This is a genomic window from Burkholderia sp. Bp8992 (genome assembly GCF_003853705.1).
Classification (GTDB): Bacteria; Pseudomonadota; Gammaproteobacteria; order Burkholderiales; family Burkholderiaceae; genus Burkholderia.
The window spans coordinates 281,766-307,701 of record NZ_QTQI01000003.1 but is presented as its reverse complement, the minus strand read 5'-3'; the positions used below and the strand labels follow the sequence as shown (position 1 = coordinate 307,701).

The window sequence follows — 25,936 nt, the reverse complement described above, 5'->3', positions numbered from 1 at the left end:
GGGTGATGCGCACTGCACTCACGCGATGCTGGTGGTCGCTTCGTTACGCATCCGGTATTCGGTCGGCGTTGTCGACAAGTATTTGCGGAACAGCCTCGCCAATTGCGCACCGCTGTTGATGCCACAGCGACGCGCGACCTTGTCGACAGGCAGACTCGATTCCACCAGCATCTTGCAACTCATGTTCAGGCGCGCACGCACCAGATAGTCGGATGGCGTCATGCCGATCTCGCTCTTGAACCTTCTCAGGAAATTGCGTTCGCTCATGGCCGCAACTTGTGCCGCGTCGTCGATCAAGACAGGCCGGTCGACGTTCGCTTCCAACCAGCGCGCGGATGCCGTGATCTGCGCGCTCACGCGTGGCGCCATGTGCGCCGCAACGGGAAAACCGACCGGTGTGGGTGTCGGTGCCGTCAGAGACCCGGACACATGTTTCGCGAGGTCCTCGCCCAAGTCTTCTTCGACAATGCGCAACGCCATGCGAACGGCGTCATGCTCGTCGCTGGGCGACCCGATCGCGCATACATCTGAAGACTCGTTGGCGGCACGAAATCCGCTCGAAAGACCTGCCGCATCCAGAATATCCTTTCCTTCGGAGATCGGATAAACGCCATCGCAAAATGAATGCTTGCGGCGAAGCCAATCGATCAGCCGCTTGTCCTGACTAGCCAGATGCGCGACTGCTCCGCCGGCGACGAACAGGATGTGCTTGCCGTCGACTCGCCGCCGCGAATCGATCCTTTCCGTCCAGACGAAGACCAATGAAGAGGTGGCGATGCGGCCGCCAGCGGCAGAGACCAACGCTACGTCGTAGCGCACCTCGCCGGAAGGGCGAGATGCACTCAGCACACTTGCCTTATGAAAAATCTCAATGATTGCCGCGACATCGTGCAGCGCAAATCCATTGGATAGCGCAATGTCGACTCGCGTCGGTGCCCGTGCAGCGAGCTTGTGCGAGCAAGGCAGTATGGCGTGATCCAATTCCATGGTTATTTTCCGGGATGTCGTCGACTGACAGAGGTCCGCTCAGGGTTCTGAAACTCGAACCCGTTGGTACAAGCTATCCGGGCGACCCTCGGCAACTATCAAGTGGCAGAATCGAACAGCCCGTGGCCGCCTGAAACGCCCGGACACCGAGGTCCAGACAGCCTCGAGAATTCTACGAGGGGCCGTCGGCGTGGCTTGACACTCTGTCTCAAAAACGCGGAACTTCACGAGGGTTCGAAAGTTTTTGTATGAAGGCATTCTGATCGATGCATGAATTAATTCGGCACAAGTGCATGGATCGTCGGCACGGATACGCGCTGGATCGAACGCTTGGAAGTCATGCCATTCCAGGTGCAATTGGCTGTCAGACAGACACAGGGAGGTCTGCACTTTCAGCCGAATAGTGACCAGCCGAATTGTCTGAGAAAAGCGAGCGATTCGTCCGAGTATTGCGCATGACGTGAGACTGCAATTCGCAAACGATTGCCGTCACGACGGGGTTGTTTTCGGCTGGCATCAGGCACGTCACTTCGAAAGTTGCCAGCCAGTGACCTGAACGCAGATGATTGTAGGCAACGGCGGCCCGACAAGGAGCGGCCACGGTTGGCTTGCGGTCATGCCAATAAACCGCAATTGAAGTGTGATGTGGCCACCCGATAGTCGACCTGTTCAGGGGCGCGTGGCGTTTCCGGGTACTGAAGCGATCGAGTTGGCGGAAAGTCGTCCTCGGTGCGCTACGGCAAAGTACGTCCTGCATGCTTGTTCCGACCGGGTCATTGGCTCAATATGGAGTTCAGCCGTGCGGGATGGATCAAAACCGGATACAAATCAGGACTGAGCGCTGCATTGAACGACGACTCTCTACACACTGCGATACCGTTGGGCCGCTGGCTGTTGACGCCGGAGCCGCCACCGCTCGATCCGGGCATCGTGCACAGCAATTTCAGCGTTCAAGGCGACGCGCGTCGAAGCTTCCTGGCCTGGCAGGAACGCATGAGTCCTGTCTACGACATTCGGCCTTCGTCAAAACAAGCCGAAGATACGTTTGATGCATCGCTGTCCCGTTACACAATCGACAATCTGAGCCTCTTCGACTTTCGCACGGGGCCGAACCTGGCCGTGCGATCGCTGGGTCGGGTTTCGACCGAGAGCGTTCGCGACATCACGTTCAGCGTATTCCTCGAGGGGCCGCCGGCCCAGTTCCTCGGTGGCAAACCACGGTCCGACGTGCTGCACACGCCGCAACTGCCAAGTATCCTCGCGCTGGACATGGATCAGCCGTGCACGATCCGGAGTTTCCATGGTCGGATACTTCTCCTTTTTGTGCCGCGCGCTTTGGTGGAAAGATCACTCCCTGATGCAGCATCCCTGCATGGCCGTTGGATTCACGCCACCACCCCCCTGACGCGGATACTGATTGAGCATGTGGCGGCTCTTAGGCGACGAATCGTCGGCCTGAGCAGGAAGGAAGCGCATCAGTCTTTTCTCACCGCTGTCGAACTGATCGTTGCAGCTTTCAGCCGTCAAGCGGGTCTTGCCGGTGACGCTCGGGCGGCGGTACGCGCTGCTGTTTACGGGCAAGTGCGGCGGTATGTCGAGGCAAATCTGCATGATCCGAATTTGTCGCCTGACAGCGTGTTGGCATCGCTACATCTCTCACGCGCCAGCGTGTATCGCATATTCGAGCATGAAGGTGGCCTGGCTGCCTATATCCGCAACCGCAGGCTGAGAATGGCGGCCGATGAACTGGTGCGCTTTCCGCATATGGAGATACAAGACGTAGCCTCCGGGTTAGGTTTCAATGATGCGTCGAGCTTTACGCGCGCATTTCGTCGCGCCTTCGACATCGCGCCACGAGAATTGCACGAGTACGCATCATTGCTCCAGAGTGGAAGCGCAAAACAGGAGCGCTTCACATAGGGGCGGTGTTGAGCCGGTTGGACCGAGGGGCCGCGATCGGGGCTTCGAAACCATGGGGATGTGTCAATCACTGAGATCGGCGTTCGGGAACGCCGAACCGGCGATTCGCTCGAGGACAGTTGCCGACCGAGGCTGTATGGAAACACGAAACTCAGCGTCGATGGGCAGAGAGTCCGCGCCGCATTTTCGCAGCCTTCAGGTGAGCGAGGAATGGTTCTGGAACTCCGGTGCCGAGGAGCCTGTCCGGACCTTTGTGTGTGAGGCATAAACTGATGGGCAAGTAGCCACTTCATGCCGTGCAAACGCAAGGAAGAAGTGGGCGGCGTGCGTGCGGTCGTGTCGCGATCGACATTGCAGGCGACGAATATGGTCGGCACGAAGATAGAAATCGAAGCCATCGCGTGCAGGCCTTGAATGCCGGCGGCGGCGTGGCAAAGGGTGGACGACAATGAGCATTCCCCGGCGTCTTTAAGCGCGTTTACTTCACCAGAAGGTCAATGAAAAGGTCGAGCAATGCAACTTCAAACCGGTAACCTGTTCAGCGTCGAAGGGCAACGTGGCGGCGACGAGCGAATCGATCTCCTCGTCACGGGGCAGCGCCTGAATGTCGAACGGATCGTATCGATGGGACACGCGAGCGCGGATGGATTCTGGTATGACGACTCGCGCGCGGAATGGGTCGTATTGCTGTCGGGCGCGGCCGTGCTCGAATTCGAAGAGGGTCCGGCGCGGCACGAGATGCGCCCGGGCGACTACGTGCTGATCGAGCCGCATTGCCGCCATCGCGTTGCGTGGACGCATGAAGAAACGCAAACCGTGTGGCTTGCGATTTATTACGAATGATGAGGAAAGAATGGGCGTGCGACGCGTCGAATGAGACAAATCGGCATTAACCCGGAGCGGTCTTTGAATCCCGCCGGTGTCAATGCCCGACTTGCCGGACAGCGCGCTGAACCGCGCGCCGGTACGCGTCGAAAATCTTATTCCTGAATCAGGAATCGATTGCGGTTCTTCGCATCCTTGATCCATGCCGGCGCACGACCGCGGCCCGACCAGGTTGCACCGGTCTTCGGATCGCGATACTTCGCCTGCACGGGTGCCGCTGCCTGCTTGGCTGGCCGACCACGACGCGTGCCGAAAATGTCCTTTTCGGTAATGCCGTATTCCGCGACCTTGGCGCGGATGTCGTCGACGATCGCCTGGAATTCCGCGACGCGTGCAGCTTCGGCTTTCTCGGCCAAAGCGTCCATTTGGGCTTTCAGTTCCTTGTAAGTTGCCATATATCGCTCATCAGGTTGTGTTCTCACATGATAGCGGTTTCAACCGGAAATGATGAAGAAAATCTCGCCGACTACGAATTACGGTGTCGATATGGCGTGCTGGACTGCTTCGAACACCTGACAAGCGAGTCAATTTTGTCATTTTTTGCAAATCGGCTCCATCGGGACAAGATTCGGCGACTCAATTATTCTTTGTCTTTTTTATGAAGGATTGGGGAATTCACTGATGAACAGAGACGATAAGCTGAAACAGATCGCGGCCGATTTCGGATTCGATCCGGACGAGGAAATCAGGATCGGCGGAAAGTACACGCCCGTTCTGGTCGATGGAAGGACGGCCTATCTGTCCGGCCAGATTCCGCGAATCGGGGAAACCGTGCACTTCGTCGGCGTCGTCGGCGAATCCGTTTCGCTGGAGGACGGCCGCCGTGCGGCCGGCATATCGACGCTGCGTGCGCTGTCGCTGATTCGCAAGCATTGCGGCACGCTCGATGCGATCGCGACGGTGCCGCGCATGACGGTCTATGTGCGGAGCGCGCCCGGCTTCACGATGCAAAGCGAAGTGGCCGACGGTGCCTCCGACGTTTTGTACGCAGTGCTCGGCGATGCCGGCGTCCATACGCGTTCGTCGGTCGGCGTGCTGCAGTTGCCCAAAGGCGCGGCAGTGGAAGCCGATTTCATTTTCGGGCTGAACCGCAACGACGCCGCGCGCTGATGCCGCATCGGCTCGGCGATGGGGCGACCGTGCGCGTCAGCGTGGCGTCGTCCGCGAGCGAGCGGCGTCGGGTGTCATGCCGGTCCATTCATTGAACGCGCGGAAGAACGAGTTCGGATCCTGGTAGCCGAGCAGGAACGCGATCTGGCTGTAGGGAAGGTCCGAGCGGTCGAGGTAGTGCCACGCGAGCTTTTCGCGGACCTCGGCCAGGATGGTCTTGAAGTTCGCGCCGTCGTCACCGAGGCGGCGCTGCAGCGTGCGCTTGCTGATGGCGAGCGTTCGTGCAACGTCGTCCGTGGTGGCGAGGCCGCCCGGGATCAATTCCAGCAGCGCCGCGCGCACGCGCTCGACGATGCCCGCGCCGGCCGACAACGCGTCGAGGCGGCGGCGCAGATCGGGCTCGAAGATCTGCCACATTGCATGGTTGGCCGTCACGAACGGACGTCGCGCATCCTGCAGCGCCACGCTGACGCAGGGCGTATCGCCGTACTGCGGCGTCACGCCGAAGAACCGCGCATAGCCGGGATGCGGCTCGACCTCGCGCGGCAGCGTGACGGCGCGGGCAGGCACGCCGGTGCGGGTCGCGAGCCGTGCCAACTTCACGAAGAAGCCGAGTTCGGCCGTGAGCAGCATGCCGGGCGGCGGCTCCTCGCGTTCCAGGAAGTCGACGGCGAGGGTCAGCACGTCGGCCTCATGCGCCACGCGCAAGCGTACCGGGCCGATCAGCGGCTTGAACTGGCTGATGCGCCGAATCGCAATTTCCAGGTTCGGGCTGCACAGCGCGGCAAACAGCGGCGGATCGAACGCCTCGACCGAGACGAGATCGAGGATGCGCAGCGCGACGGCCGGCACGTTTGCCATCTCTTCCGTCGCGCGCCACAAGCGGAAGTATTCGCGGGTCGTGAGCCCGCCTTCCGGCCGCGTGAACAGGTCGGCGGGCAGTTGTGCGCGCCGCAGCAGTTCGTCGACACGCAGGCCCAGGTCGACCATCACGACCTGCCAGCCAGGTGAGATCGCGAAGCGGTTCATCGCCGCAATTGCCCGGTTTCGACGAGCTGCTGAAAGAAATCGTTCATCGACTCGGCGAGCGGGCGATAGCGGATGCCGAGTTCGTTGCGGCTGCGGCTGTTGTCGCCGCGCCAGGGAAGCCCGATGTTGCGCGCGATCATGCGGCGCGTCACGGCTTTGTTCGCGAGCGGGCCGACCAGCCACACGAGCCATTTCGGCAGGATGCGCCGCGGAATCGGGTAGTCGGCGCCGTATCGTTCGAGCAGCGTGGCGGCCATCGCCGGCAGGTTGGTATCGTGACCCGACACGATGTAGCGGCCGTTGGCGCTGGGCAGAAACGCGGCACGGAGGTGGGCGTCGGCCACGTCGCGCACGTCGACCGCGCCCAGGCCGAGATTCGGCACGCCCATTTTCATCGTGCCGTTGCCCATCTGCCGTACGATCTCGAAGCTTTCCGACGTGGCATGCGGATTGATGCCGGGGCCGATCACGAGCGTCGGGTTGATCGTCACGAGATCCCAGCGCTGCTGCGCGCGGGCGATTTTCCACGCTTCGCGTTCCGCGACGGTCTTCGAATACGAATACGGCTGGTGGGCGAGCGACGAGCTGGTGTTCCAGATCGCTTCGGTGAACACGCCGTTCGGCGTCGCGGCGAGATCGGCATTGTCGCCGTAGATCGCCGCGCAGCTGCTGGTCAGCACGACGCGCCGCACCGACGGTGTGCGGTTGGCTGTCTCGAGCACGTTGCGCGTGCCGAGCAGCGCCGGATCGACGAGTTCCTTCTGCGGGTCGCGAACGGTGACCGTGAACGGCGACGCGGTGTGGAACACGATGCCGCAACCGGCCATCGCGTCCGCGTACGAGCCGGGGTCGAGCAGGTCGGCGCGGAAAAAGCGGATCGTGCCGGGCTTGCCGGCCGCGATGCGCTGGAGGTGCTTCAGCTTGTCCGGGCTGTCGGGGTCGCGGACGGCCGCGTGGACCGTCAGGCCGGCCTCGAGAAGCCGTTGCACGAGCCAGCCCGCGACGTATCCGGTCGCGCCGGTCACCATGACAGGGAGGTCGGTATCGATATTCATGGGCGTGGGTTCCGTTGCAGAGGTGATGCGCCATGATGCCGCCTTTTACGCGCCAGTTCACTCGCAAAGCGCGCCAATCGACATGCAAGAGGCGACAGGCGGCGCGACACCAGGCGCGCGTGCCGATGCTCGCGACGGCGGCCATTGACGCGTCGCCCAGCGCCGGATTACGCTCGTCCGCGATTCCATTCCGAGGAAGAGCGATGAACGATGCCGCAACAGAACGGTTGGTCGAGCTGGCCCGACATGTGATCGGCTACATGCAGGCCGCGTTTCCCGGCTGGAGCGAAGTCTACGTTCGCTTCAACGCGCCGGGCGAGGCCCAGTACGGCGTCCGCGCGTCCTGCGCGACGGCGGCCGGCGTCGAGTTGATCTCTGCGATGGAGCATCGCGACTTCATCGACGGCATCATGCGCATCGGGCCGCCACTGCGCGACGCGCTGGCGAACGACGGCAGGAAATTCCGCGCCGCGCTGTTTCGCGCCAATGCCCGGTTTTCCTATCGAATGGATTACGACTGGGAAGACGCTGCGCGCTGGAACATCACGAAGCTGGATGGCAAGTCCGGCCGACCGGACGGTCTGGAACTGCTGGAGCCGCTGGACTGACGTGCGCGCCAGGATGCGCTGCGCCCGCAGCGGGTGCCAGGCAGGTTTATCACACTGACGAAATGCCGACGATGCGCGCGCGTCCGAAGGCAGGAGGCCGACATGCCGAAAGCAAAAAAGAAACTGCTGCCGAAGGACTTCGACGCATTGCTCGACGAGGGCGACCTCGCGAAGCTGCAGGCGGTGTTCGACACCTGCGACGTGAACGCGCGCGGCGGGCCGAGCAAGCGGACCGCGCTGTCGTTCGACCGGTGTCCTGACGATCTCGCGCGCTGGCTCGTCGCGCAGGGTGCGGACATCGGTGCGGCCGACGCGTACGGCAATACGGCGCTGCATGTGCGCGCCCGCAGCAGGCGCAGTCGCTTCGACGTGCTGTTCGAGCTGGGTGCGGACGTTCACGACGACGGTGCGTCGATCGGCACCGCGCTGCATGCGGCGGCCGATTCACGCAATGCGCTGTCCGCGCGGCTGCTGCTGGAACATGGCGCGCGCGTCGACGCGCTGAACCGCGACGGGCACACGCCGCTCGAGCGTGCGCTGCGCACCTGCGGCAACGCGGACCTGGAGCACATGGTGGCGCTCGCCGACGTGCTGCTCGGCGCCGGCGCGGCGAAGACGCCATCCATGCAGGCCAGCGTCACGGCGATCGGCGAGCGCTTCGAGTTCATGCGCGAGCGCTTCAATCCCGATACCGTCGACGCGGCCAGCGCCGCGCTGGACCGGCTCTATGCGCTGTTCGACGTACCGGCGGTGCCGCGCCGCCAACTGCACGACGGCCGGTCGCCGATCGTCGTCGCGGACGGCACGTGGCAGGCGCAGCATCAGGCCTTGTGGACGCAACTGGTGCCGGGAAGCGGGCACGCCGCGACGGTTCAGGGCGAACTCGTCCGGATCGCGGGCCGCATCGCGCACGAGCTCGATCACAACGGCGGCGGTAACTGGGATGCGGACTTCCGGAAGATGGCCGATGCGTTCGCGGCAATCGTGCGGACCGGCACGTCGTTGCCGGCAGCCGATTTGTCTGACGTGGACGCGCTCGTGCAGGATGTCAAGCGCCAGGCCGGCGATCCGGCGCAACTGTGCCGGCTTGCGGTTGCGTGGGTGCGCCTGAACCCCGATCCGCTCGAACTCGCGCCGCCGCCGTATCGGCGGTAGGCCGTCCAGCCCCCGTCGTTTCCGGAACCCCCCTTTCGCGATATCCGCCGATATCCCCACTTTTGGGGATGCCGGCGCGGGCCGGTGCGCCTACGATGGGCAGCAGGGTACGGGGGAGCGCGTGTCACGAACACGAACGAACGGGCCTGCCATTCAATGTCGATTGCCGCGACCGTCCGCGCAGTTGACCGACACAGTCGCCGCGTACGATGAGCACGGCGTGGACGGTGCGTCGTTGGCATCGCGACACGATGGCGCGTTGATGATGGAAGGCCTGATGTCGTATTTCGGGGAATCTCAATCAATATGCTGGCAAGAGACTATGTGGAACGAGAGCTCTCTCACATCCAGAGAATGGTGGCTCTCCTGGACAGCGACACGGTCGCTGACGACGTATCGATGTCGGGCGCCGGGCGCGTCAGGCATCCGAGTTACTGGCGAAGGCGCATCGAGGAACTGATGTCGGCGCCCGATGTGCCGCATCATGTCAGGAAGCTCAGCAATGCCGTGCTCGCGAAGATCGACGAACTGGAATCGCGTCTCGCGACGATGAAGTAAGTACACCGTCCGATCGCGCGTCGGCACGCATTCCGTTGCGTCGTCGACCGTTCCCGTCCTGCCCGCCGCTCACTCACCCGAGCGCCATCACGTCAAGCAGCGCCGCGCGAAACGCGGCCATCTCCGCCGCCGTGCCGATCGACACGCGAAGGTACTCGGGCGGCCCGGATTCGCGAATCAGGACACCGTGGCGCAGGAGTCCGCTCCAGATCCGGTGGCGATCCTCGAACTTGCCGAACATCACGAAGTTGGCGTCGGAATCGGCCACTGCGAGGCCCACGCCGCGCAGCCAGCAAACGGTTGCGTCGCGCTCGACCTTGATCGCGTCGACCTGCGACAGCATCTCGTCACGTGCGACCAGCGCCGCGCAGGCCGCCGCCTGCGTAAAGGCGGACAGGTGATACGGCAGGCGAACCAGCTTCAGTGCGTCCACGATCGCGGGCGCGCATGCGCAATACCCGACGCGGCCGCCCGCGAACTTGAACGCCTTGCTCAACGTGCGCGTCACGATCAGCCGCGGATGGTCGGGCAGCAGCGTCGCCGCGCTGCGGACGCCGTGACGCCGGAACTCCGCATAGGCTTCGTCGACGACGACCACGCCCGGCGCGAGGTCGAGGATCGCGCGGATGTCGTCGAGCGGCAGCGCGGTTCCCGTCGGGTTATTCGGTGACGTCAGCAGGATCACGCTCGGCCGGTGCGCGCGGATGCTGTCGAGCGCCTGGTCCACGTCCAGCGCGAAATCGCCGGTGCGCGGCAACGTATGCAGGCGCGTGAAGGTCGTCCGGCAGTATTCGTCATACATCGGATACGCGGGCGTGAAGGCCAGCGCCGAGCGCCCCGGGCCGCCGAACGCCTGCAGGATCTGCTGGATCACTTCGTTCGAACCGTTGGCTGCCCAGACGCTCGTCGCGTCGACCGGCACGCCGGTGTCGTGCGTCAGGTAGGCGGCCAGATGCGATCGCAGTTCGGCGAAGTCGCGGTCGGGATATCGGTTCGCGTCGCGCGCGGCATCGGCCACCGCGGTCGCGATGCGCTCGACGAGCGCCGGCGACGGCGAATACGGATTCTCGTTGACGTTCAGGCAGACCGGCACGTCGAGCTGCGGCGCTCCGTACGCGTGCTGCAACTTCAAGTCTTCCCGGAGCGGCAAGTCCGACAGGGCAATCTCTTTCCACGGTTGTTGCATTGGAAACACTCCGTACGTGATCGATGGGGCGGCGCGGCAGGATTCTTCAGGCGGCGGAAAACAAAAAAGGCGCCGGAGGCGCCTTGGTCGTCGTCTTGATCGGGGCCAGCCCGATGCAATGACTAGATGCGAAACGAACCACGGCGCAATGGAGGGCGGCCGTGGTGATGGTGCAGCGAGGGCGTGGCGTTTCGGATCGTCATGCGCCGCATCATGGCATACCCTGATCGGGATGAAAAGCGGGCCGCGCGCCGGTGCATGCCGACGGCGACTGCGCTTTCGTGTCGGAAATGGCCCATACGTCAGACGAGAAACGGTAATAAACGTAGTATTTCGAACCAAACGCACACGCGTTATTTGAACGATCTCGTTCATTGAGTAAGATGGGCTGAGGACGTTCGACAGAAACGCACGGCGCGGGGTAGCCAGATGCCACTGAACGGATTGATTCCATCGGCGTGGGTCGACGACATCTACGCTGCGGCACTGGGCGATCAACGATGGGAAGCGGTGCTGGACGGGCTGCGATCGTCGGTCGGCGTGCGCATGGTCACGCTGCTGTCATTCGACGAAGCGGCGCGGGTGCCGGCGATCGAGCGGGCGGCGGGCGACGACGAATCATGGGTCGCCAAGTGCTACGGCACCTACAACACCGAGTTCTACCGGTACGATCCGGTCGTGCCGGTCGCCGGCGACTGGCCGGCGGGCCGCTGGTTCGAGGACGTCAAGCACCTGTCCGCACACCAGCGCGCGCACGGCGTGTTCTACCAGGAATTCCTGCGCCCGTTCGGGCTCGGCAGCATCTCGGGCCTGTACATCCATCGCGGCGAGGGCACCGGCGCGTTCCTCAGCGTGCAGGGCGGCCCCGACTCGCAAGGCCTTTCCGGCGATCAGCGCCACGCCATCGAAATCATGGGCACGCATATCAGCCGCGCGCTGCGGATCCAGGCGCGCATCGGCGAGCTCGAGGCGCGCGTGGCCGCGGCGGAATCGGCGCTCGATGCGATTCCGGTGCCGGTATTCCTGCTCGGCGCGAAACGCGAGCTGCGCTACACCAATCGCGCGGCCGATCAACTGATCGCGGCGGAGCCGGCGCTGCGCGTCGTGAACGGGCGTTTCGCGCCGGAAGGCTGCGTCGACGATGCGCAATGGCGGCACGCGTTCGCGCGCGGCGGGCTGTTGTTGCGGCGTGCGACGGGCGAACCGCTGTCGCTCGCGCTGATGCCGGTGCCCGAACAGTCGCGCCTCGTGCGCGAACGGCCCGGCGTCACGGCCTTGATGACGGCTGCCGACCTGCGCTCGCCGGCGGCGCGCGCGCAGCGGCTGCGCGTGTTCTACGGCCTGTCGTCGGCCGAAGCCGATCTCGCCGTGCTGCTGTGCTGCGACGGGCACTCGCCGCAGGAATGCGCGGCACTGCGCGGCGTGTCGATCGGCACGATCCGCACGCAGATCAAGGCGATCTACGCGAAGACCGACGTCACGCGCGCGACGCAGCTGACGTCGCTGGTCATGCAGACGTGACGGCGCGGCAAGCGCTCGCGCCCGGACGAACTCCCTCTCGACCGTTGCCGGTATCGACGCATGTGCGTTGCGTTGACGCTTTCGGATTGTGGTCAGTCATCCGACAACAAAATCAAACGATGTGAAAGCTGGCCGTTCGGCATGGCCGACGATGGCTATGCGATCGGCCAAATCGGATAGAGCCGCGTGGACGGAAAACGTTTCGCTGAAAATCGCCTAAATAGAGAATGTGATTCCCTGAGATTCGCCGAAAACCAGCTATGGAGGCGGTTGTAGGGGTATGCACCAAGTGAGTTAAACGATTAACCGACGTACATTCGCTCAACACGTCGTACGACGTATGACTCAGCGATTCAGGACTGCGCCTCTCCGAAGGTCGCGCCTGCCGACGGATCGCCGCACAACAACGATCGACCATCTAGGAGACTCACCATGACGCATCGATTCACCGGCTCCCGTACCGCCCTGGCCGTCGCGCTGATGGCCGGCCTTGCGACGTCCGCGCAGGCGCGCGTGTTCCGCTCGGCGGACGTGCACGGCGACAACTTCCCGACCAACATGGCCGTGAAGTTCATGGGCGACGAACTGTCGAAGCAAACGGGCGGCAAGGATTCGATCAAGGTGTTCGGCAACAGCGCGCTGGGCTCCGAGAAGGACACGGTCGACCAGGTGCGGATCGGCGCGATCGACATGGCGCGCGTGAACGGTGCGTCGTTCAACGAGATCGTGCCGGAGTCGCTGATCCCGTCGTTCCCGTTCCTGTTCCGCGACGTCGACCATTTCCGCAAGGCGATGTACGGCCCGGCCGGGCAGAAGATCCTCGATGCGTTTACCGCGAAGGGGATGATCGCGCTGACGTTCTACGAGAGCGGCGCGCGCTCGATCTACGCGAAGCGCCCGGTGCGCTCGCCCGCCGACATGAAGGGGCTGAAGGTGCGCGTGCAGCCGTCCGACCTGATGGTCGACGAGATCAAGGCGATGGGCGGCACGCCGACGCCGATGCCGTTCGCGGAGGTGTACACGGGCCTGAAGACGGGCCTCGTCGACGCGGCGGAAAACAACCTGCCGTCGTACGAGGAAACCAAGCACTACGAAGTGGCGCCCGATTACTCGGAGACGCAGCACGCGATGACGCCGGAGGTGCTCGTGTTCTCGAAGAAGATCTGGGACACGCTGTCGCCGCAGGAGCAGGCCGCCATCAGGAAGGCGGCGGCCGATTCGGTGCCGTACTACCAGAAGCTGTGGACCGCACGCGAGGCATCCGCGCAGCAGCTGGTGACGAAGGGCGGCGCGAAGATCCTGCCGGCCGCGCAGATCGACCGCGCGGCGTTCGTGAAGGCGATGCAGCCGCTGTGGACGAAGTATGAAAAGACGCCGCAGATGAAGCAAATCGTCGACGAGATCGAGGCCACCAAGTGACGCGTCGCACTTCCCTGAACAGCGCGGCGGCCGCGGGTTCGTCGGCCGCCGCCCCGGACGGCGCGGTGCCGGCGCAGCCGCATGCCGCGCCGTTCCTGCGCTGCGTGAACGACGTGCTGTTCCGCGTGCTGGCCGTGACCGCGTCGGCGTGTCTCGCGGTGCTCACGGTGCTGGTGTTCTATGCGGTCGTGATGCGCTACGTGTTCGAGAACGCGCCGGATTTCGTCGAGCCGATCGCGCTGCTGCTCGTGATCGTGATCGCGATGTTCGGCGCGGCGATGAAGGTGCGCGACGGCGGTCATATCGGCCTCGACTCGCTCGTGCGCCGGCTGCCGCCGAAATCGCGCACCGTGGTCATCGCAATCCAGCACCTGAGCCTGATCGCATTCGCGGTCATGATCATGGCCGGCTGCGGCAGCATGGCCGCCGAGACGATGGGCGACCGCATCCCGATCATCGGGCTGCCCGAAGGCGTGCGCTACCTGATCACGATGCCCGCGGCGGTCGCGATCATCCTCTTTTCGCTCGAGCACCTGCTCGCGCTTCGTCGTTCTTCGTCGGGACAATAACGCCATGGAACTCGCGATCCTGTCCGTCAGTTTTCTGATTTTTCTCGTACTGGGCGTACCCGTGTCGTTCGCGCTCGGGATAGCCTGCGTGCTGACCTACATGGTCGAAGGCCTGCCGATCGCGACCGCGATGCAGGCGATGATCTCGGGGATGAACGCGTTCTCGTTCCTCGCGGTGCCGTTCTTCATCTTCTCCGGCGAACTGATGCTGCACGGCGGCATCGCGGACCGGATCCTGCGCTTCGCGCAGGCGACCGTCGGCCACTTTCGCGGCGGCCTCGGGATGGCGAACGTCGTCGCCTGTACGCTGTTCGGCGGCGTGTCGGGTTCGCCGACGGCCGATACGTCGGCGATGGGCGGCGTGGTGATTCCGCTGATGAAGCGCGAAGGCTACAGCGCGGCGTACGCGGTCAACGTGACGACGCATGCGTCGCTCGCCGGCGCACTGATGCCGACGTCGACCAACATGATCATCTACGCGTTCGCCGCGCAGGGCATCACCGGGATGCTGCACGGCCAGCCGGTGAGCGGCGTGTCGATCGGCGACCTGCTGTTCTCGGGCCTCTTGCCGGTGTTGTGGGTGATGGGCTTCGTGCTCGCCGCCGCGTACTGGCAGGCCGTCCGTCACGGCTATCCGCGCCGCGAAGACGGTTCGTCCGCGCTGCCTGCGTTCCCCGGCTGGTATGCGGTGCTGCGCAGCTTCGTCGGCGCGGTGCCCGGGCTGATGGTGATCGCGATCATCCTCGTGTGCGTCGCGAAGGGGATCGCCACCGCGACCGAAGCCGCCGCGATTGCCGTCGTGTACTCGCTCGTGCTCACCGCGGTCGTCTACCGGACGCTGACGGCCGAGAAGCTGCGCCGCGCGCTGTCGCATGCGGCGCGCACGACGGGCGTCGTGCTGCTGCTGATCGCCGTGTCGAACATGCTGCGCTTCCAGATGTCGTACCTGGAAATTCCGGATGCGATCGAAGGGCTGCTGAAGCAGTCGACCGCCGCGCCGTGGCTGATGCTGCTGTACATCAACATCATCCAGGTGTTCCTCGGCACGTTCGTCGACATGGCCGCGCACATCCTGATCACGACGCCGCTGTTCCTGCCGATCGCGATGGCGTGCGGTGTCGGGCCGGTGCAGTTCGGGATCATGCTGCTGCTGAACTGCTCGCTCGGCCTCGTGCATCCGCCGATCGGATCGGTGCAGTTCGTCGGCTGCGCGATCGGCAACGTGTCGATCGGCGAGACCACGAAGATGGCGTGGCCGTACTACCTCGCGATCTTCAGCGCGATCAACATCGTCACGTACCTGCCGTTCTTCTCGACCTGGCTGCCGAGCCTGATCAGCGGGCACGCGGTGTTCTGATCGCGCGTGTCGCCGACGCTTGCCGTGCACCGGATCGAGCGCAACACGGGACATCTCGCCGAGATCGGGAAGTATCCGGTCGGCAACGGCGCGAACTGGGTCGAGATCGTGTCGTACGACGGGACGAACTGACGGCCGGCACGCAGATCGGAATCCGTTGCGCGTGGCGGCATGCTGCGCACGCGGTTCGTCACACCGATCACACGCGACCTGTGCGATGATGCGCCGCTTCGCGTTCGTTGCAGAACGCCGCCGACCGCGGCGCCCGGTTCCGGGTTACCGCCGCGTCCTGACACCCGGAGACGACATGCCCGCCCACCTCATTCGACACAGCACGCTGCATTACCAGGATCAAGGCACCGGGTTTCCGGTGCTGCTCGGACACAGCTATCTGTGGGACGCGGCGATGTGGGCGCCGCAGATCGATGCGCTGTCGCGCCGGTATCGCGTGATTGTGCCGGACCTGTGGGGGCATGGCGCATCGGGTGCGCTGCCCGACGGCACGCAGACGCTCGACGATCTCGCCGCGCACGCGAGCGCGCTGCTCGATGCGCTGGAGATCGAGCAGTGCGCGGTCGTCGGGCTCAGCGTCGGCGGCATGTGGGGCGCACGGCTCGCGTTGCGCGAACCGCAGCGCGTGCGCTCGCTCGTGCTGATGGATGCCTCGCTGGAAGCCGAGCCCGAGGCGACGCGGCTGCGCTACTTCGGGATGCTCGATGCGATTGCGGCGGCCGGCAGCATCGTGCCGCCGCTGCTCGACGCGATCGTGCCGCTGTTCTTCCGCCCCGACGTCAATCTGGCGGACCCGGTGCCGACCGCGTTTCGCATTGCGCTCGCGAGCCTGCCCGCCGACCGGCTGCGGGAATCGATCGTCCCGCTCGGCCGGCTGATCTTCGGCCGACCCGACACGCTGTCGGCACTGGCCGCGCTCGATGCCGAACGTACGCTGCTGATGTGCGGCGCGGGCGACATGGCGCGCCCGCCGTCGGAAACCGTGAAGATGGCGAGCGTGATCGGTTGCGCACATGCGCTGGTGCCGGACGCAGGCCACATCTCGAATCTGGAAAATCCTGCGTTCGTCACGCGCGCGCTGCTCGACTGGTTCGATGCGCAGCAACTGTCGTCGAACTGACGAATGCGTGGGCGGCGACGCCGGCGCAGGTCGCGCGGCGTCGCGTCATGCCGGGTCGCGTCACGCGCGCTCGCCGACCGGCGTGAATTTCCTGCCCGGCACACGGGCATCGTCCGCACCGCCGCGAACGAGGCTCAGCGCTTCCGCGCGGCTTGCGACGCACGGCCCCGAACCGGGCAGCGGCTGGCGCGCCGTCTCGCGCAGCGCGAGCACCGACACGATGCCGATGAACGACGCGCCCATCAGGTAGTACGCGGGCATCATCAGGTCGCCGGTGCGATCGACCAGCCACGCGGTGACGAGCGGCGTCGTGCCGCCGAACAGCGATACCGACACGTTGAAGCCGATCGCGAGCGCGCCGTAGCGGATCCGCGTCGGGAACAGCGCGGGCAGCGCCGACGGCATCACGCCGGTGAACGTCGACAGCAGGGTACCGTAGATCAGCATCCCGCCGAACACCGGCAGCATGCCGCCGGTGCGGATCAGCATCAGCGCCGGCACCGACAGCACGAGCAGGCCCACGCAGCCGGCCATCATCACCGGCTTGCGGCCGACCTTGTCCGACAGACGCCCGGCGTACAGCGTCATCGGCATCATCAGCACCATCACGAGCAACACCATGAACAACCCGTGCGATTCGCGGACGTGCAGCGTCGCGGACAGGTAGTTCGGCAGGTACGACAGCGCCATGTAGTCGGTCACGTTGAAGATCAGCACGAGGCCGACACACTGCAGCAGCGGCTTCCACTGTTCGACGAGCAGCGCCGCGAAGCGTTGTTTCGGCCGCGCGCGTTCGTCCGCTTCGCGCGCTTCGGCCTCCTTCTTGAACGCCGGCGTTTCCTCGAGTTTCAGGCGCACGTAGAGGCCGACGAGGCCGAGCGGGCCGGCGATGAAGAACGGTACGCGCCAGCCCCACGACAGCAGGGCTTCCTGCGACAGCGTTGCGGTGAGCAGTGCGACGGTGGCCGCGCCGAGCGTATAGCCGATCAGCGTGCCGAACTCGAGGAAGCTGCCCATGAAGCCGCGGCGCTTGTCGGTCGAGAATTCGGCGATGAAGGTGGCCGCGCCGCCGTATTCGCCGCCGGTCGAGAAGCCCTGCACGAGGCGGGCGACGAGCAGCAGTACGGGCGCCATGATGCCGATCGACGCATAGCTGGGGATCAGGCCAATCGCGAACGTGCCGACGGCCATCATGATCATCGTCGCGGCGAGCACGCGCTGGCGGCCGATGCGGTCGCCGAGCGGGCCGAACACCATGCCGCCGAGCGGGCGCACGAGGAACGCGGCCGCGAACGTGCCGAAGGTGGCGAGCAACTGCGCGGACGGGCTGCTGGACGGGAAGAACACCTTGCCGAGCGTGACGGCGATGTAGCTGTAGACGCCGAAGTCGAACCATTCCATCGCATTGCCGAACGCCATCGCACCGACCGCGCGCTTGAGGACGGCCGGGTCGACGATCGTGATGTCATCCAGCTTGACGGACTGGCGCGAAGATCGTGCTTTCGCAGGGTGCGCTTGCGACGGGCTCAATGAACTCTCCTGGAATTGCCTTGGCAGCCGGCCGGGCTGGAATGCAGTGGAGTCGTGCGGGCCGAGGAGCAGCGAAGGCGGATGTCTCGGGGGTGCCGCGATGCCGGTGGCGCGACGCGCGCAGCGGATGGCACCGGGCAGGTGTGTTGTGTGAACCAGTTTAGAGAAACGGGCGCAACCGGCTATCGGTCATGCGCCCGGAACCCGGTTGTAAACGACACGGGTTTGAAAGGCGGTTGTTGCGCTGAATCGGAGGCGCGTGTGCCGCGCAGCGCTGATGCTGCCGGCACACGCCACTCGGCTGCAGTCAGCTTCGCGATGAGGAAATCGGCCAGCGCGCCGACCTTGGCCGGCCGCGCACGGGTGGACGGCGCGACGAAGTACAGGCCGCCTCCGGGCAGGGCGCCCGGCTCGGACAGGCGAGGATTCCGGCGTCGACGGCGTCGTTTTTCACGTGGCGCGACAGGCATCCGCGCGAGGACGCGATCGGCCGGTTCTTTCGCCGGGGGAGGGCCGAGCTGGCGAGACGACGCCAGGCGGGCTGCGCCCGGCCTGTCGTCAATTCCCCCTCAACCCGCCTTCGGCAATGCCGCCGGCGCCGCGCTGGCCATGCTCTCCGCGACCCGCCGGCCGGTCGCGATCATCGGCCGCTCGACGCAGCGATACAGCAGCTCCGTCGCACCGGCGACGAGCAGCGCCATCAGCAGCGTGTACTGCGGCCACAGTCGTGCCGTGATCGCGATGTCGTGGGCGCGCGTGTACCGGAACATCAGCTCGTTCGTCAGGAAGAACATCGGCAGATGGACGAGATACAGCGAGTAGGAGCGCCGGCCGATGCAGTCGAAGGCCCATTGCAGCGGCTGCGGGAACGACACGACGCCGCCTTCGCACGCGGCCAGGAACACGAGCGCGGCCGACAGCATGCAGACTACCGGCACCGCGACGACGTTGTCGAATCCGATCGCGGTGATCGAGCCCAGCACCAGCGCGAGCAGGAGCACCACTGCGCCGCCGAGGTAACCGCTTCCCCGGGCGTTCATGCGGATCGCGGCGAACCACGGCCGGGTGGTCGCGAGATACAGCAGGCAGCCATAGAGCATGCCGTCGCAGCGGGTCTGCGTATAGAAGAACACCTTGAGCGGATCGGCCAGCAGGTACGGACGAATCGCGACCGAAATGACCACGAGCGTGAGCGTGAGCCACAGTACGCGCTGCCGGGTCGTGCGCGTCAGCATCAGGAACACCGGAAACACGAGATAGAACTGTTCCTCGACCGACAGGCTCCAGTACTGCGCGAGCGGCACGCCCGGCGCGATCTTGTGATCGGGCAGCCAGAAGTTGAACGTGTACGTGAAGATGGAGAGCGCCGCCTGCAGGTTGTAGACGGTGTCGGCGAAATAGCCGCCGGCGTTCAGGAACGCGCCGCAGACGATGACGATCAGGATCACGCACCATGCGACCGGCAGGATCCGGAACGCACGGCGGACGTAGAACGCCTTCACGTGCGCCGCGAGCGCGCCCGGGTCACCGCGCAGCGCATCGAATTCGCTCACGATCGTGCGCGAAATGATGTAGCCGGAGATCACGAAGAACAGATCGACGCCGGCCCACGCGTTGCCCAGCAGGTCCAGCGGCGTCGCGGGCCCGGCGAAGTGCATCGTGAAGGTCCACGGATAGAACACCTGGCGCCAATGCACGTAGCAGGTCAGCAGCACGGCGATCGCCCTCAGGCGATCCAGCTCCAGGTTGCGCGGCGCCCGCTGCACGATGTGCGCGAGCGCCGGATTGTCCGGCAATGCCTTCATGGTTTCCTCCGTCCGGAAGGGCGGCGTCGGGACACGGAATACGGCCCGGCACGCCGGGCCGCGCGTTCACAGCTTGGTGCCACCGTCCACCTGCACGATGTCGCCGGTGATCCAGCGCGCGCCGTCCGAGGCCAGGAATGCGATCACGTCGGCGATGTCCTCGGGCCGCGCGACCCGCTGCAGCGCCTGGAGCGCGAGGACCTGTTCGCGGCCCGCATCGCTGCGAACGAACGCCGACATGTCGGTGTCGACGACGCCGGGCGCCACGCCGTTCACACGGATGCCGCGGCTGCCGAGCGCCTGGGCGAAGTGCTTGACGAGCGTGTCGATCGCGCCCTTGGTCGCCGCGTAGGCGGAGATCTCGCCCACCGGCGAACGCGCGCCGAGCGATGACAGCAGGACGATGCTCGCGCCGTCGCCCATCACCGGCAGCAGCTGCTGGGTGAGGAAGTACGGCGCGCGCACGTTGATGGCGAACAGCCGGTCGAAATCGTCGACCGGCATCGCGTCGATCGGTGCGCTCATCGCGATGCCCGCGTTCGCGACCAGGATATCGAGTCGGCCGTCGAGGGCCTCGCGCGTCGCGGCGGCCAGCGCGTGCGGGCCGTGTACCGTCCCGAGATCGGCTGCGAGCGAATCGGCGGTCCCGCCGGCGGCGCGGATTTCGGCCACCACGGCTTCCGCCTCCGCCGCCGCGGTCGAGTAATGCACGAGCACGTACGCACCCTGGCGCGCGAGCGCGAGCGCCGTCGCGCGCCCGATGCCGCGCGATGCGCCGGTGACCAGCGCGGTCTTGTTGCCCAGATGGGATTTCATCGGCGATTCCTTCATCAATGAACGGGAAAAGAGGGAGGCGTACCGCGCAACAGCCACGCGGTACACCACGTCCGGCGCAGGCTCAGCAGGCTGCGGCAGATACCGCCATGCCGCTGGCCCGTGCTTCGGCGAGAAGCTGGTTCGCGGCGAGTTGCGCGACGGTCAATACGGATGGCTGAATGTTGACCGTGGGCACTTCGGGGATCACCGACGCGTCCACGACGCGCAGGTTCTGGATGCCCCACACGCGGAAACGCGCATCGACCACGCTCGTCGCCGGGTCGCGGCCGGCGGCGCAACTGCCGACGAAATGCAGGCCGGGCGCGGCGTTCTGGCGGATGAACGCGAGCTTGTCCGCGCGCGTCGCGAGCGGCGCGCCCGACTGCAGTCCGCCGTTGTACGGCGCGAGCGCGCGCGCCGCGCCGAGCTCCAGCGCACGATCGAGCGCCGCGACCATCGTGTCGCGGTCGACCGCGTCGGCCAGGTAATTCGGATCGAGCGAGAGCGGCTGGCGCGGATCGGCGCTGACGAGCCGGGCGGTGCCCCGGCTGCGCGGTTTCGCGAGGAACGGGATCAGCGTGTAGCCTTCTCCCGCAGCCAGCGGGCCGCCGAACGGGTACTGCATGCCGGCCACCTGGATGGTCGGCGCGCTGGCCGCCGTGCCGCCGTAGTACGCCATCGTCGAGACGCCGTTCGACACCTGCGGTGCAATCGCCGTGCGCGCCTTGTACGTGACGCTCAGCAGCAGGTGGTCGTGGAAGTTGCGGCCGACGGCCGGCATGTCCTGCCGCACCTGGATATTGAGCGGCGCGAGCTGGTCGAGCGGCCCGAGGCCGGACAGCATCAGCAGTTGCGGCGACGCGGCGGTCCCGGCCGACACGATGGTCTCGCGGGTCGCGTGGATCGTCAGCGCGGACGAGCCGAGCCGCACCTCGACGCCGCGGCAGACCGTCCCCTGCAGGACCAGCTTCGAGACCACGACGTTCGACAGGATTTTCAGGTTCGGCCGGCTCAGCGCAGGCGCCAGGAAGGCCTGCGCGGGCCCGACGCGCCGCCCGTCGGCGGTCGCGTTCACGTCGGTCACGCCGGTGCCGTCGAGCCGCCGCCCGGCGTTCAGCTCGATTTGCCCGAGGCCCGTCGAGACGCCGGCCGCGAGATACGCGGCGGTGAGCGGATGCTGGTCGGCATACCGGCCGACCGTGATGCGGCCGCCGGCCGCACCGCAGGTATGCGATGCCTGCGTCACCTGCAGGTACGCACGGTTCAGCTCGGCCGGGTTCCATTCGGGCCCGACGAGCTGCTGCCACGCGCGATAGTCGCGCGGGTCGCCGCGCAGCCAGATCATCGCGTTGATGCTGCCCGAGCCGCCCCAGGTCCTGCCGGCCGGCGACGCCTGCGAGCGGCCGTCCAGTTGCGTCTGCGGCACGCTCGTGCGCGCCCAGTCGGTATCGCTGCCCAGATTGCGCAGCCAGTCGGCGACGAGCGCGACCTTCGACTGGCCGAGCTGGTTGCTGCCCGCCTCGATCAGGAGGACCGACGCCCCCGACGCGGACAGCCGGTCGGCCAGCAGGCTTCCTGCCGACCCGGCGCCGACGATCACATAGTCGTAGCTGTCGCGCAGCGCCCCGGCCTGGCCGGCTTCGGCCGTGTCGATGAAGCGGCTGAATTGGCCGACGCCGGCCGCGCCCGCGCCCAGCGCCGCCAGCTTGCCGAGAAAGGCGCGCCGGCTTCGCGGCCGGCCGTGGTCCAGATCGTTCGGTTGCGGATACTGTTCAGCCTCGTGACTCATGATGGTCCCGGCAATGGATGAAAGGAGTGGAAGGAGCGGGCGGCGCGGGCGCGCCGCCCGGTGAGCGAACGCTCAGGTGCGCGTGATCGACACGCCGCCTTCGACGAGCAACGTCGTGCCCGTGACAAAGCTGGACAGGTCGGACGCGAGATACAGCGCCGACTTCGCGATCTCTTCCGGATGGGCCATCCGCTTCAGCGCGTGAATGCTCTCGACGAACGCCTTCTGCTCCGGCGTGCTGGCCGCTTCGCGGCCCATCTCGGTGTCGGTCCCGCCCGGCATCAGCACGTTGACGCGCACGCCCGACGGGCCGTATTCGGCGGCGAGCGTCTTGGCCAGGCCGACGAGCCCGGCCTTGCTGGCGGCATACGCGGCCATCCCCGGAAAGCCGACCGTGTGACCGACGAACGACGACGTGAAGATCAGCGAGCCGCGCTTGCGCGCGAGCATGGCGGGAAGCTGATATTTCGCGCCGAGGAATGCGCTCGTCAGGTTGGTTTCGAGCGTGTCGCGCCAGCCTTCCGGCGTGATGTCGGTGACGCTGCCGAGCGCGCCCATCGTCGCCGCGTTGTTGAACGCCACGTCGAGCCCGCCGAACCGGCCGACGGCCAGCTCGACCGCTTCCTTCGCGCAGCGCTCGTCCTTCACGTCGCCGGCCAGCGCGACCGCCTTGCCGCCGAAGCTCGCGATTTCGTCGACCAGTGCATTGAGCTGTGCCGCACGGCGCGCCACCAGGACGACGCTCGCGCCTTCCTTCGCAAACAGCTTCGCGGCCTCGCGGCCGATACCCGAGCTGGCGCCGGTCACGATGGCGGTCTTGTCAGCGAGAAGATTCATGTTCTTTACCTTGATAAGCATGACGAATTGACAAGCCGTGCCGGGAAGCCCGGCGCGGCACTTTCCACTTACGAACCTTCGGCCGATTTGAACAGCTTGATCAGGCCCGGCAGGTTCTTGCCGAATGGAGCGGCACCTTCCTCGACTTTCTCGGCGTAGCTCCAGAAATCGGTGCTGAACATCATTCCGTACTCGCGCGCTTCGCTCACGGCCTTCAGCTGCACGATCGGATTGTTCAGTGCACCCTTCACGCCGGGCAGGATCGGCTTCGCGATCGACGTGAAGTAATCGAGCAGCGATTCGCCCGGTACGTCGGGCGTCCACACCAGCTGCACGACGACGGTCTTGTCCGTCACGTTCAGGAAGCCGTGGATGTGATTGCGCGGACCGAACACGAGGCTGCCCTTCTTCATCGGAATCATCCGGATCGTGTCGCGCCCGGAGACGTCGGGCGGTTGATCCAGGTCCCGGTATTTCTTCGTGCCCATCAGCATCACGATGCCGCCTTCCGGCGCGTAGAACCACTCGTCGGTCAGCGTATGCAGGTGCAGCGGCGGCCCCGATCCCGGCGGAATCTCGACCTTCGCCATCAGATACCGCTGGCCCGTGGTTGCGCCGGTGCGGACGAACTTGATCGACGCGCCTTCCGGCTCGCCGTTGACGACCAGCGGCTCGGGGTCGTCGTCGACCAGCGCGAACGCGGCCGCGTTGTCCTGTGCGTCGTCCGCCCAGTCCGATTCGACGTCGTGCTCCGCCCGGTGCTGCGGCAAGCCGGCGTGATCGGCCGGCTCGGTCGACGTTTGCGTTTCCTCCAGCATGTCACTCATGGTCGCTCCTCAGTTGAACTGCCGTGTTGAATCAGCGCGCTGCATCGGCTACCGGATGGCGGGTCGCGTGATCCGCGCCCGGTGCCCGCTGCAGGTTGCCGGCCGGTGAATCCGTCGTGCGCCCGGTCACGCGGTCGAGCAGCGCGCCCGCGTCACGCGGTACGACATCGCCGCGCCACGCGACATGCTGGTCGGGCCGGACCAGCACCAGGCGCCGCTCGTACAATGCCGGTGCCGCGTCCGACTCGATCTCGACGATCGACAGCGGAATGGCCCGCACGCGTGCTGCCTCGGCGAGCCGCTCGGCATCGTCGCCGGGGAAGGGCGGCTCGGCCGCGCTCCGCACCTGCAACAACGTGAACCCGACGCCCAGCCGGTCGAAGACCGACCGGCGCACGCCGTCGGCACCGGTCAGCCACAGATGCGGCAAGCGGCCGCCCGGCACGCTGCTCGGCCGGTAGATCAGCGGGTCGTCCTCCGGCGCCGTGCCGTCCGGCCAGACGATCGACGAGCCGTCGTAGCGTGCGCCCAGCTCCACGCCGATCGCGTCGAACTGCGCGCGAAATGCCTGCAGCGCGTCGCCGAGCCGCGCGCGCGCCGCGTCGCCGTGCGCGCCCGGCATCTCGACGTCCATCGGCACCTGCACCTCGCCCACGCGCTGCGTCAGGCGGCGCGCGGCCGCCGTGTTGCGCAGCGCGATCGGCCGGCGCTCCGCTTCATAGCTCGCGAGCAATGAAGTGCCGGCCCAGCCCTGCACCGCGCCGGCCAGCTTCCACGCGAGGTTCGCCGCATCGTCGATGCCGGTGTTCATGCCGAAGCCGCCGGTCGGCGAGAACAGGTGAATGGCGTCGCCGCACAGGAACACGCGGCCGGCCGAATAGCGCTCGGCCACCAGCGCGACGCCGCCTTGCCACGACGCATGGGCGAGCACGTCCACGTCGACCGGCCGACCCACGCCTTCGCGGATCCGGCCGATCACCGTCGCGTCGTCCGGCAGCGCCTCCCCGTCGTCCGCTTTCGACATCAGCAGGAACTCGTCCGCGCCGTCGAGGCTGATCAGCAGCATCCGCGAGCCGGGCGCCATCACGTTGTACATCCACGACTCGCGCCCCTTCAGCAACTCGCCGTGCAGCGCGGGAATCCGCACGTGGCTCGAGATCATCCGGCCGCTGAGGAAGCCGTCGCTCGCGCCGCCCGGGCCGAGATAGCGGATGCCGAGCGTACGCCGCACGAAGCTCTGCCCGCCGTCGCAGCCGACCAGGTACGCGGCCCGCCACCGCTCGGCCGTCGCGGGCTTGTCCACGGACTGGGCGTCGAGCGTGACGCCTGTTTCATCCTGTTCGAACCCGGTCACGCACCAGCCGAACCGCACATCGATGTTGGGCCGGGTGCGCGCGTGGGCGAGCAGGAACCGCTCCACATACATCTGGTTCGTGCGCAGCAGCGGTTCGGGCACCTGATCGATATCGTCGGCGGCGCGTGCCGCCCGCATCCGCTGGTACTCGGAACCCATGGCGAGCCGCGCCAGCTCCCAGTCGGCGAGCCGCGTGAAATACGCGATGTCGCGCGGATGATTGGACGGCAAACCCTGCGCGCGCACCGCATCCGAGATGCCCAGGCGGCGGTAGTGCTCCATCGTTCGGGCGTTGTGCGTGCTGCCTTTCGGATGCCAGCGGCTGTCCGGCTCGCGGTTGAACACGATCGACGCAACGCCGTGACGATCGAGGAACAGCGCGAGCAGCAGCCCCACCGGGCCACCGCCCACGATGGCCACCGGCCGCTCGTGTGTCGTGCCGGACCGGCGGCCAGCATCGGAGGCTACGTTCGACATGCCGGCTCCG

General features: G+C 66.0%; 24 protein-coding genes. 12 read left to right on the top strand and 12 right to left on the bottom strand.

All coding sequences use genetic code 11. From position 1 onward, the window contains the following. Positions 1-18: 18 nt before the first annotated feature. Positions 19-987, bottom strand: coding sequence for a GlxA family transcriptional regulator (locus DIE03_RS06455; RefSeq protein ID WP_124448591.1), 969 nt, complete (start codon positions 985-987; stop codon positions 19-21). Between the two features lie 729 nt (positions 988-1,716). Here DIE03_RS06455 and DIE03_RS06450 point away from each other — a divergent pair. Both DIE03_RS06450 and DIE03_RS06440 read left to right on the top strand, forming a co-directional pair. Continuing rightward, positions 1,717-2,907 (top strand): helix-turn-helix domain-containing protein, encoded by a 1,191-nt coding sequence (locus DIE03_RS06450; RefSeq protein ID WP_260434813.1) that lies wholly within the window; start codon positions 1,717-1,719, stop codon positions 2,905-2,907. A gap of 513 nt (positions 2,908-3,420) precedes the next feature. Then, positions 3,421-3,750: a cupin domain-containing protein gene (locus DIE03_RS06440; RefSeq protein WP_124448589.1), complete on the top strand. Its 330-nt coding sequence runs from the start codon at positions 3,421-3,423 to the stop codon at positions 3,748-3,750. Between the two features lie 137 nt (positions 3,751-3,887). Here DIE03_RS06440 and DIE03_RS06435 read toward each other — a convergent pair whose 3' ends face one another. Continuing rightward, positions 3,888-4,187 carry an H-NS family nucleoid-associated regulatory protein gene (locus tag DIE03_RS06435; RefSeq protein WP_124448856.1) on the bottom strand — a complete coding sequence of 100 codons (300 nt, stop codon included), beginning with the start codon at positions 4,185-4,187 and terminating at the stop codon, positions 3,888-3,890. A gap of 226 nt (positions 4,188-4,413) precedes the next feature. Here DIE03_RS06435 and DIE03_RS06430 point away from each other — a divergent pair, with 226 nt between their 5' ends. Continuing rightward, on the top strand, positions 4,414-4,902 hold the full coding sequence (locus DIE03_RS06430; protein WP_124448854.1) for a RidA family protein: 489 nt from the start codon (positions 4,414-4,416) through the stop codon (positions 4,900-4,902). Between the two features lie 36 nt (positions 4,903-4,938). On the opposite strand, the gene DIE03_RS06425 is transcribed toward DIE03_RS06430, so the two are convergent. Both DIE03_RS06425 and DIE03_RS06420 read right to left on the bottom strand, forming a co-directional pair. Continuing rightward, positions 4,939-5,931 carry an AraC family transcriptional regulator gene (locus DIE03_RS06425; protein ID WP_124448587.1) on the bottom strand — a complete coding sequence of 331 codons (993 nt, stop codon included), beginning with the start codon at positions 5,929-5,931 and terminating at the stop codon, positions 4,939-4,941. After that, positions 5,928-6,986: an NAD-dependent epimerase/dehydratase family protein gene (locus DIE03_RS06420; protein ID WP_124448585.1), complete on the bottom strand. Its 1,059-nt coding sequence runs from the start codon at positions 6,984-6,986 to the stop codon at positions 5,928-5,930. Before DIE03_RS06420 ends, DIE03_RS06425 begins: the two co-directional genes overlap by 4 nt. Before the next feature lie 203 nt (positions 6,987-7,189). Here DIE03_RS06420 and DIE03_RS38155 point away from each other — a divergent pair, with 203 nt between their 5' ends. The 3 genes from DIE03_RS38155 to DIE03_RS06405 all read left to right on the top strand — a co-directional run bounded on the left by DIE03_RS38155 (position 7,190) and on the right by DIE03_RS06405 (position 9,307). Beyond that, positions 7,190-7,594 carry a hypothetical protein gene (locus DIE03_RS38155; RefSeq protein ID WP_185658116.1) on the top strand — a complete coding sequence of 135 codons (405 nt, stop codon included), beginning with the start codon at positions 7,190-7,192 and terminating at the stop codon, positions 7,592-7,594. 102 nt (positions 7,595-7,696) lie between these two features. Next, positions 7,697-8,749 (top strand): ankyrin repeat domain-containing protein, encoded by a 1,053-nt coding sequence (locus DIE03_RS06410; RefSeq protein WP_124448583.1) that lies wholly within the window; start codon positions 7,697-7,699, stop codon positions 8,747-8,749. Between the two features lie 306 nt (positions 8,750-9,055). Beyond that, positions 9,056-9,307, top strand: a complete 252-nt coding sequence (locus DIE03_RS06405; RefSeq protein WP_124448581.1) for a hypothetical protein — start codon at positions 9,056-9,058, stop codon at positions 9,305-9,307. A gap of 73 nt (positions 9,308-9,380) precedes the next feature. On the opposite strand, the gene DIE03_RS06400 is transcribed toward DIE03_RS06405, so the two are convergent. Further along, a complete protein-coding gene (locus tag DIE03_RS06400; protein WP_124448579.1) occupies positions 9,381-10,493 on the bottom strand; it encodes a histidinol-phosphate transaminase in 1,113 nt (370 codons plus the stop codon). A gap of 429 nt (positions 10,494-10,922) precedes the next feature. On the opposite strand from DIE03_RS06400, the gene DIE03_RS06395 reads away from it, so the two are divergent. The 6 genes from DIE03_RS06395 (at position 10,923) to DIE03_RS06370 (ending at position 16,491) form a co-directional block, all read left to right on the top strand. After that, positions 10,923-12,014, top strand: a complete 1,092-nt coding sequence (locus DIE03_RS06395; protein ID WP_124448577.1) for a helix-turn-helix transcriptional regulator — start codon at positions 10,923-10,925, stop codon at positions 12,012-12,014. Positions 12,015-12,446: 432 nt separating this feature from the next. Continuing rightward, positions 12,447-13,433: a TRAP transporter substrate-binding protein gene (locus DIE03_RS06390; protein ID WP_124448575.1), complete on the top strand. Its 987-nt coding sequence runs from the start codon at positions 12,447-12,449 to the stop codon at positions 13,431-13,433. Beyond that, positions 13,430-14,002 carry a TRAP transporter small permease gene (locus DIE03_RS06385; protein ID WP_124448573.1) on the top strand — a complete coding sequence of 191 codons (573 nt, stop codon included), beginning with the start codon at positions 13,430-13,432 and terminating at the stop codon, positions 14,000-14,002. Before DIE03_RS06390 ends, DIE03_RS06385 begins: the two co-directional genes overlap by 4 nt. A gap of 4 nt (positions 14,003-14,006) precedes the next feature. Beyond that, complete coding sequence (locus DIE03_RS06380) at positions 14,007-15,359, top strand: TRAP transporter large permease (protein WP_059241306.1); 1,353 nt, start codon at positions 14,007-14,009, stop codon at positions 15,357-15,359. 6 nt (positions 15,360-15,365) lie between these two features. Next, a complete protein-coding gene (locus tag DIE03_RS06375; RefSeq protein WP_260434812.1) occupies positions 15,366-15,491 on the top strand; it encodes a hypothetical protein in 126 nt (41 codons plus the stop codon). Between the two features lie 175 nt (positions 15,492-15,666). Then, positions 15,667-16,491, top strand: coding sequence for an alpha/beta fold hydrolase (locus DIE03_RS06370; protein ID WP_124448571.1), 825 nt, complete (start codon positions 15,667-15,669; stop codon positions 16,489-16,491). A 60-nt stretch (positions 16,492-16,551) separates the two neighbouring features. Here the strand turns inward: DIE03_RS06370 and proP are convergent, their stop codons facing one another. The 7 genes from proP to DIE03_RS06330 all read right to left on the bottom strand — a co-directional run bounded on the left by proP (position 16,552) and on the right by DIE03_RS06330 (position 25,926). Continuing rightward, positions 16,552-18,021 carry a glycine betaine/L-proline transporter ProP gene (proP, locus tag DIE03_RS06365; RefSeq protein ID WP_124448569.1) on the bottom strand — a complete coding sequence of 490 codons (1,470 nt, stop codon included), beginning with the start codon at positions 18,019-18,021 and terminating at the stop codon, positions 16,552-16,554. A 569-nt stretch (positions 18,022-18,590) separates the two neighbouring features. After that, the gene (locus tag DIE03_RS06355) at positions 18,591-19,826 is read right to left on the bottom strand and encodes an acyltransferase (protein ID WP_124448568.1); all 1,236 of its coding nucleotides are present in this window, start codon (positions 19,824-19,826) and stop codon (positions 18,591-18,593) included. Between the two features lie 66 nt (positions 19,827-19,892). After that, a complete protein-coding gene (locus tag DIE03_RS06350) occupies positions 19,893-20,642 on the bottom strand; it encodes an SDR family NAD(P)-dependent oxidoreductase (RefSeq protein ID WP_124448566.1) in 750 nt (249 codons plus the stop codon). Positions 20,643-20,724: 82 nt separating this feature from the next. Beyond that, positions 20,725-22,431 carry a GMC family oxidoreductase gene (locus tag DIE03_RS06345; RefSeq protein WP_124448564.1) on the bottom strand — a complete coding sequence of 569 codons (1,707 nt, stop codon included), beginning with the start codon at positions 22,429-22,431 and terminating at the stop codon, positions 20,725-20,727. Between the two features lie 72 nt (positions 22,432-22,503). Beyond that, a complete protein-coding gene (locus DIE03_RS06340; protein WP_311767296.1) occupies positions 22,504-23,268 on the bottom strand; it encodes an SDR family oxidoreductase in 765 nt (254 codons plus the stop codon). A 68-nt stretch (positions 23,269-23,336) separates the two neighbouring features. Next, complete coding sequence (locus DIE03_RS06335; protein ID WP_124448560.1) at positions 23,337-24,095, bottom strand: cupin domain-containing protein; 759 nt, start codon at positions 24,093-24,095, stop codon at positions 23,337-23,339. A 31-nt stretch (positions 24,096-24,126) separates the two neighbouring features. Then, positions 24,127-25,926 carry an FAD-dependent monooxygenase gene (locus DIE03_RS06330; RefSeq protein WP_124448558.1) on the bottom strand — a complete coding sequence of 600 codons (1,800 nt, stop codon included), beginning with the start codon at positions 25,924-25,926 and terminating at the stop codon, positions 24,127-24,129. Positions 25,927-25,936 lie beyond the last annotated feature (10 nt).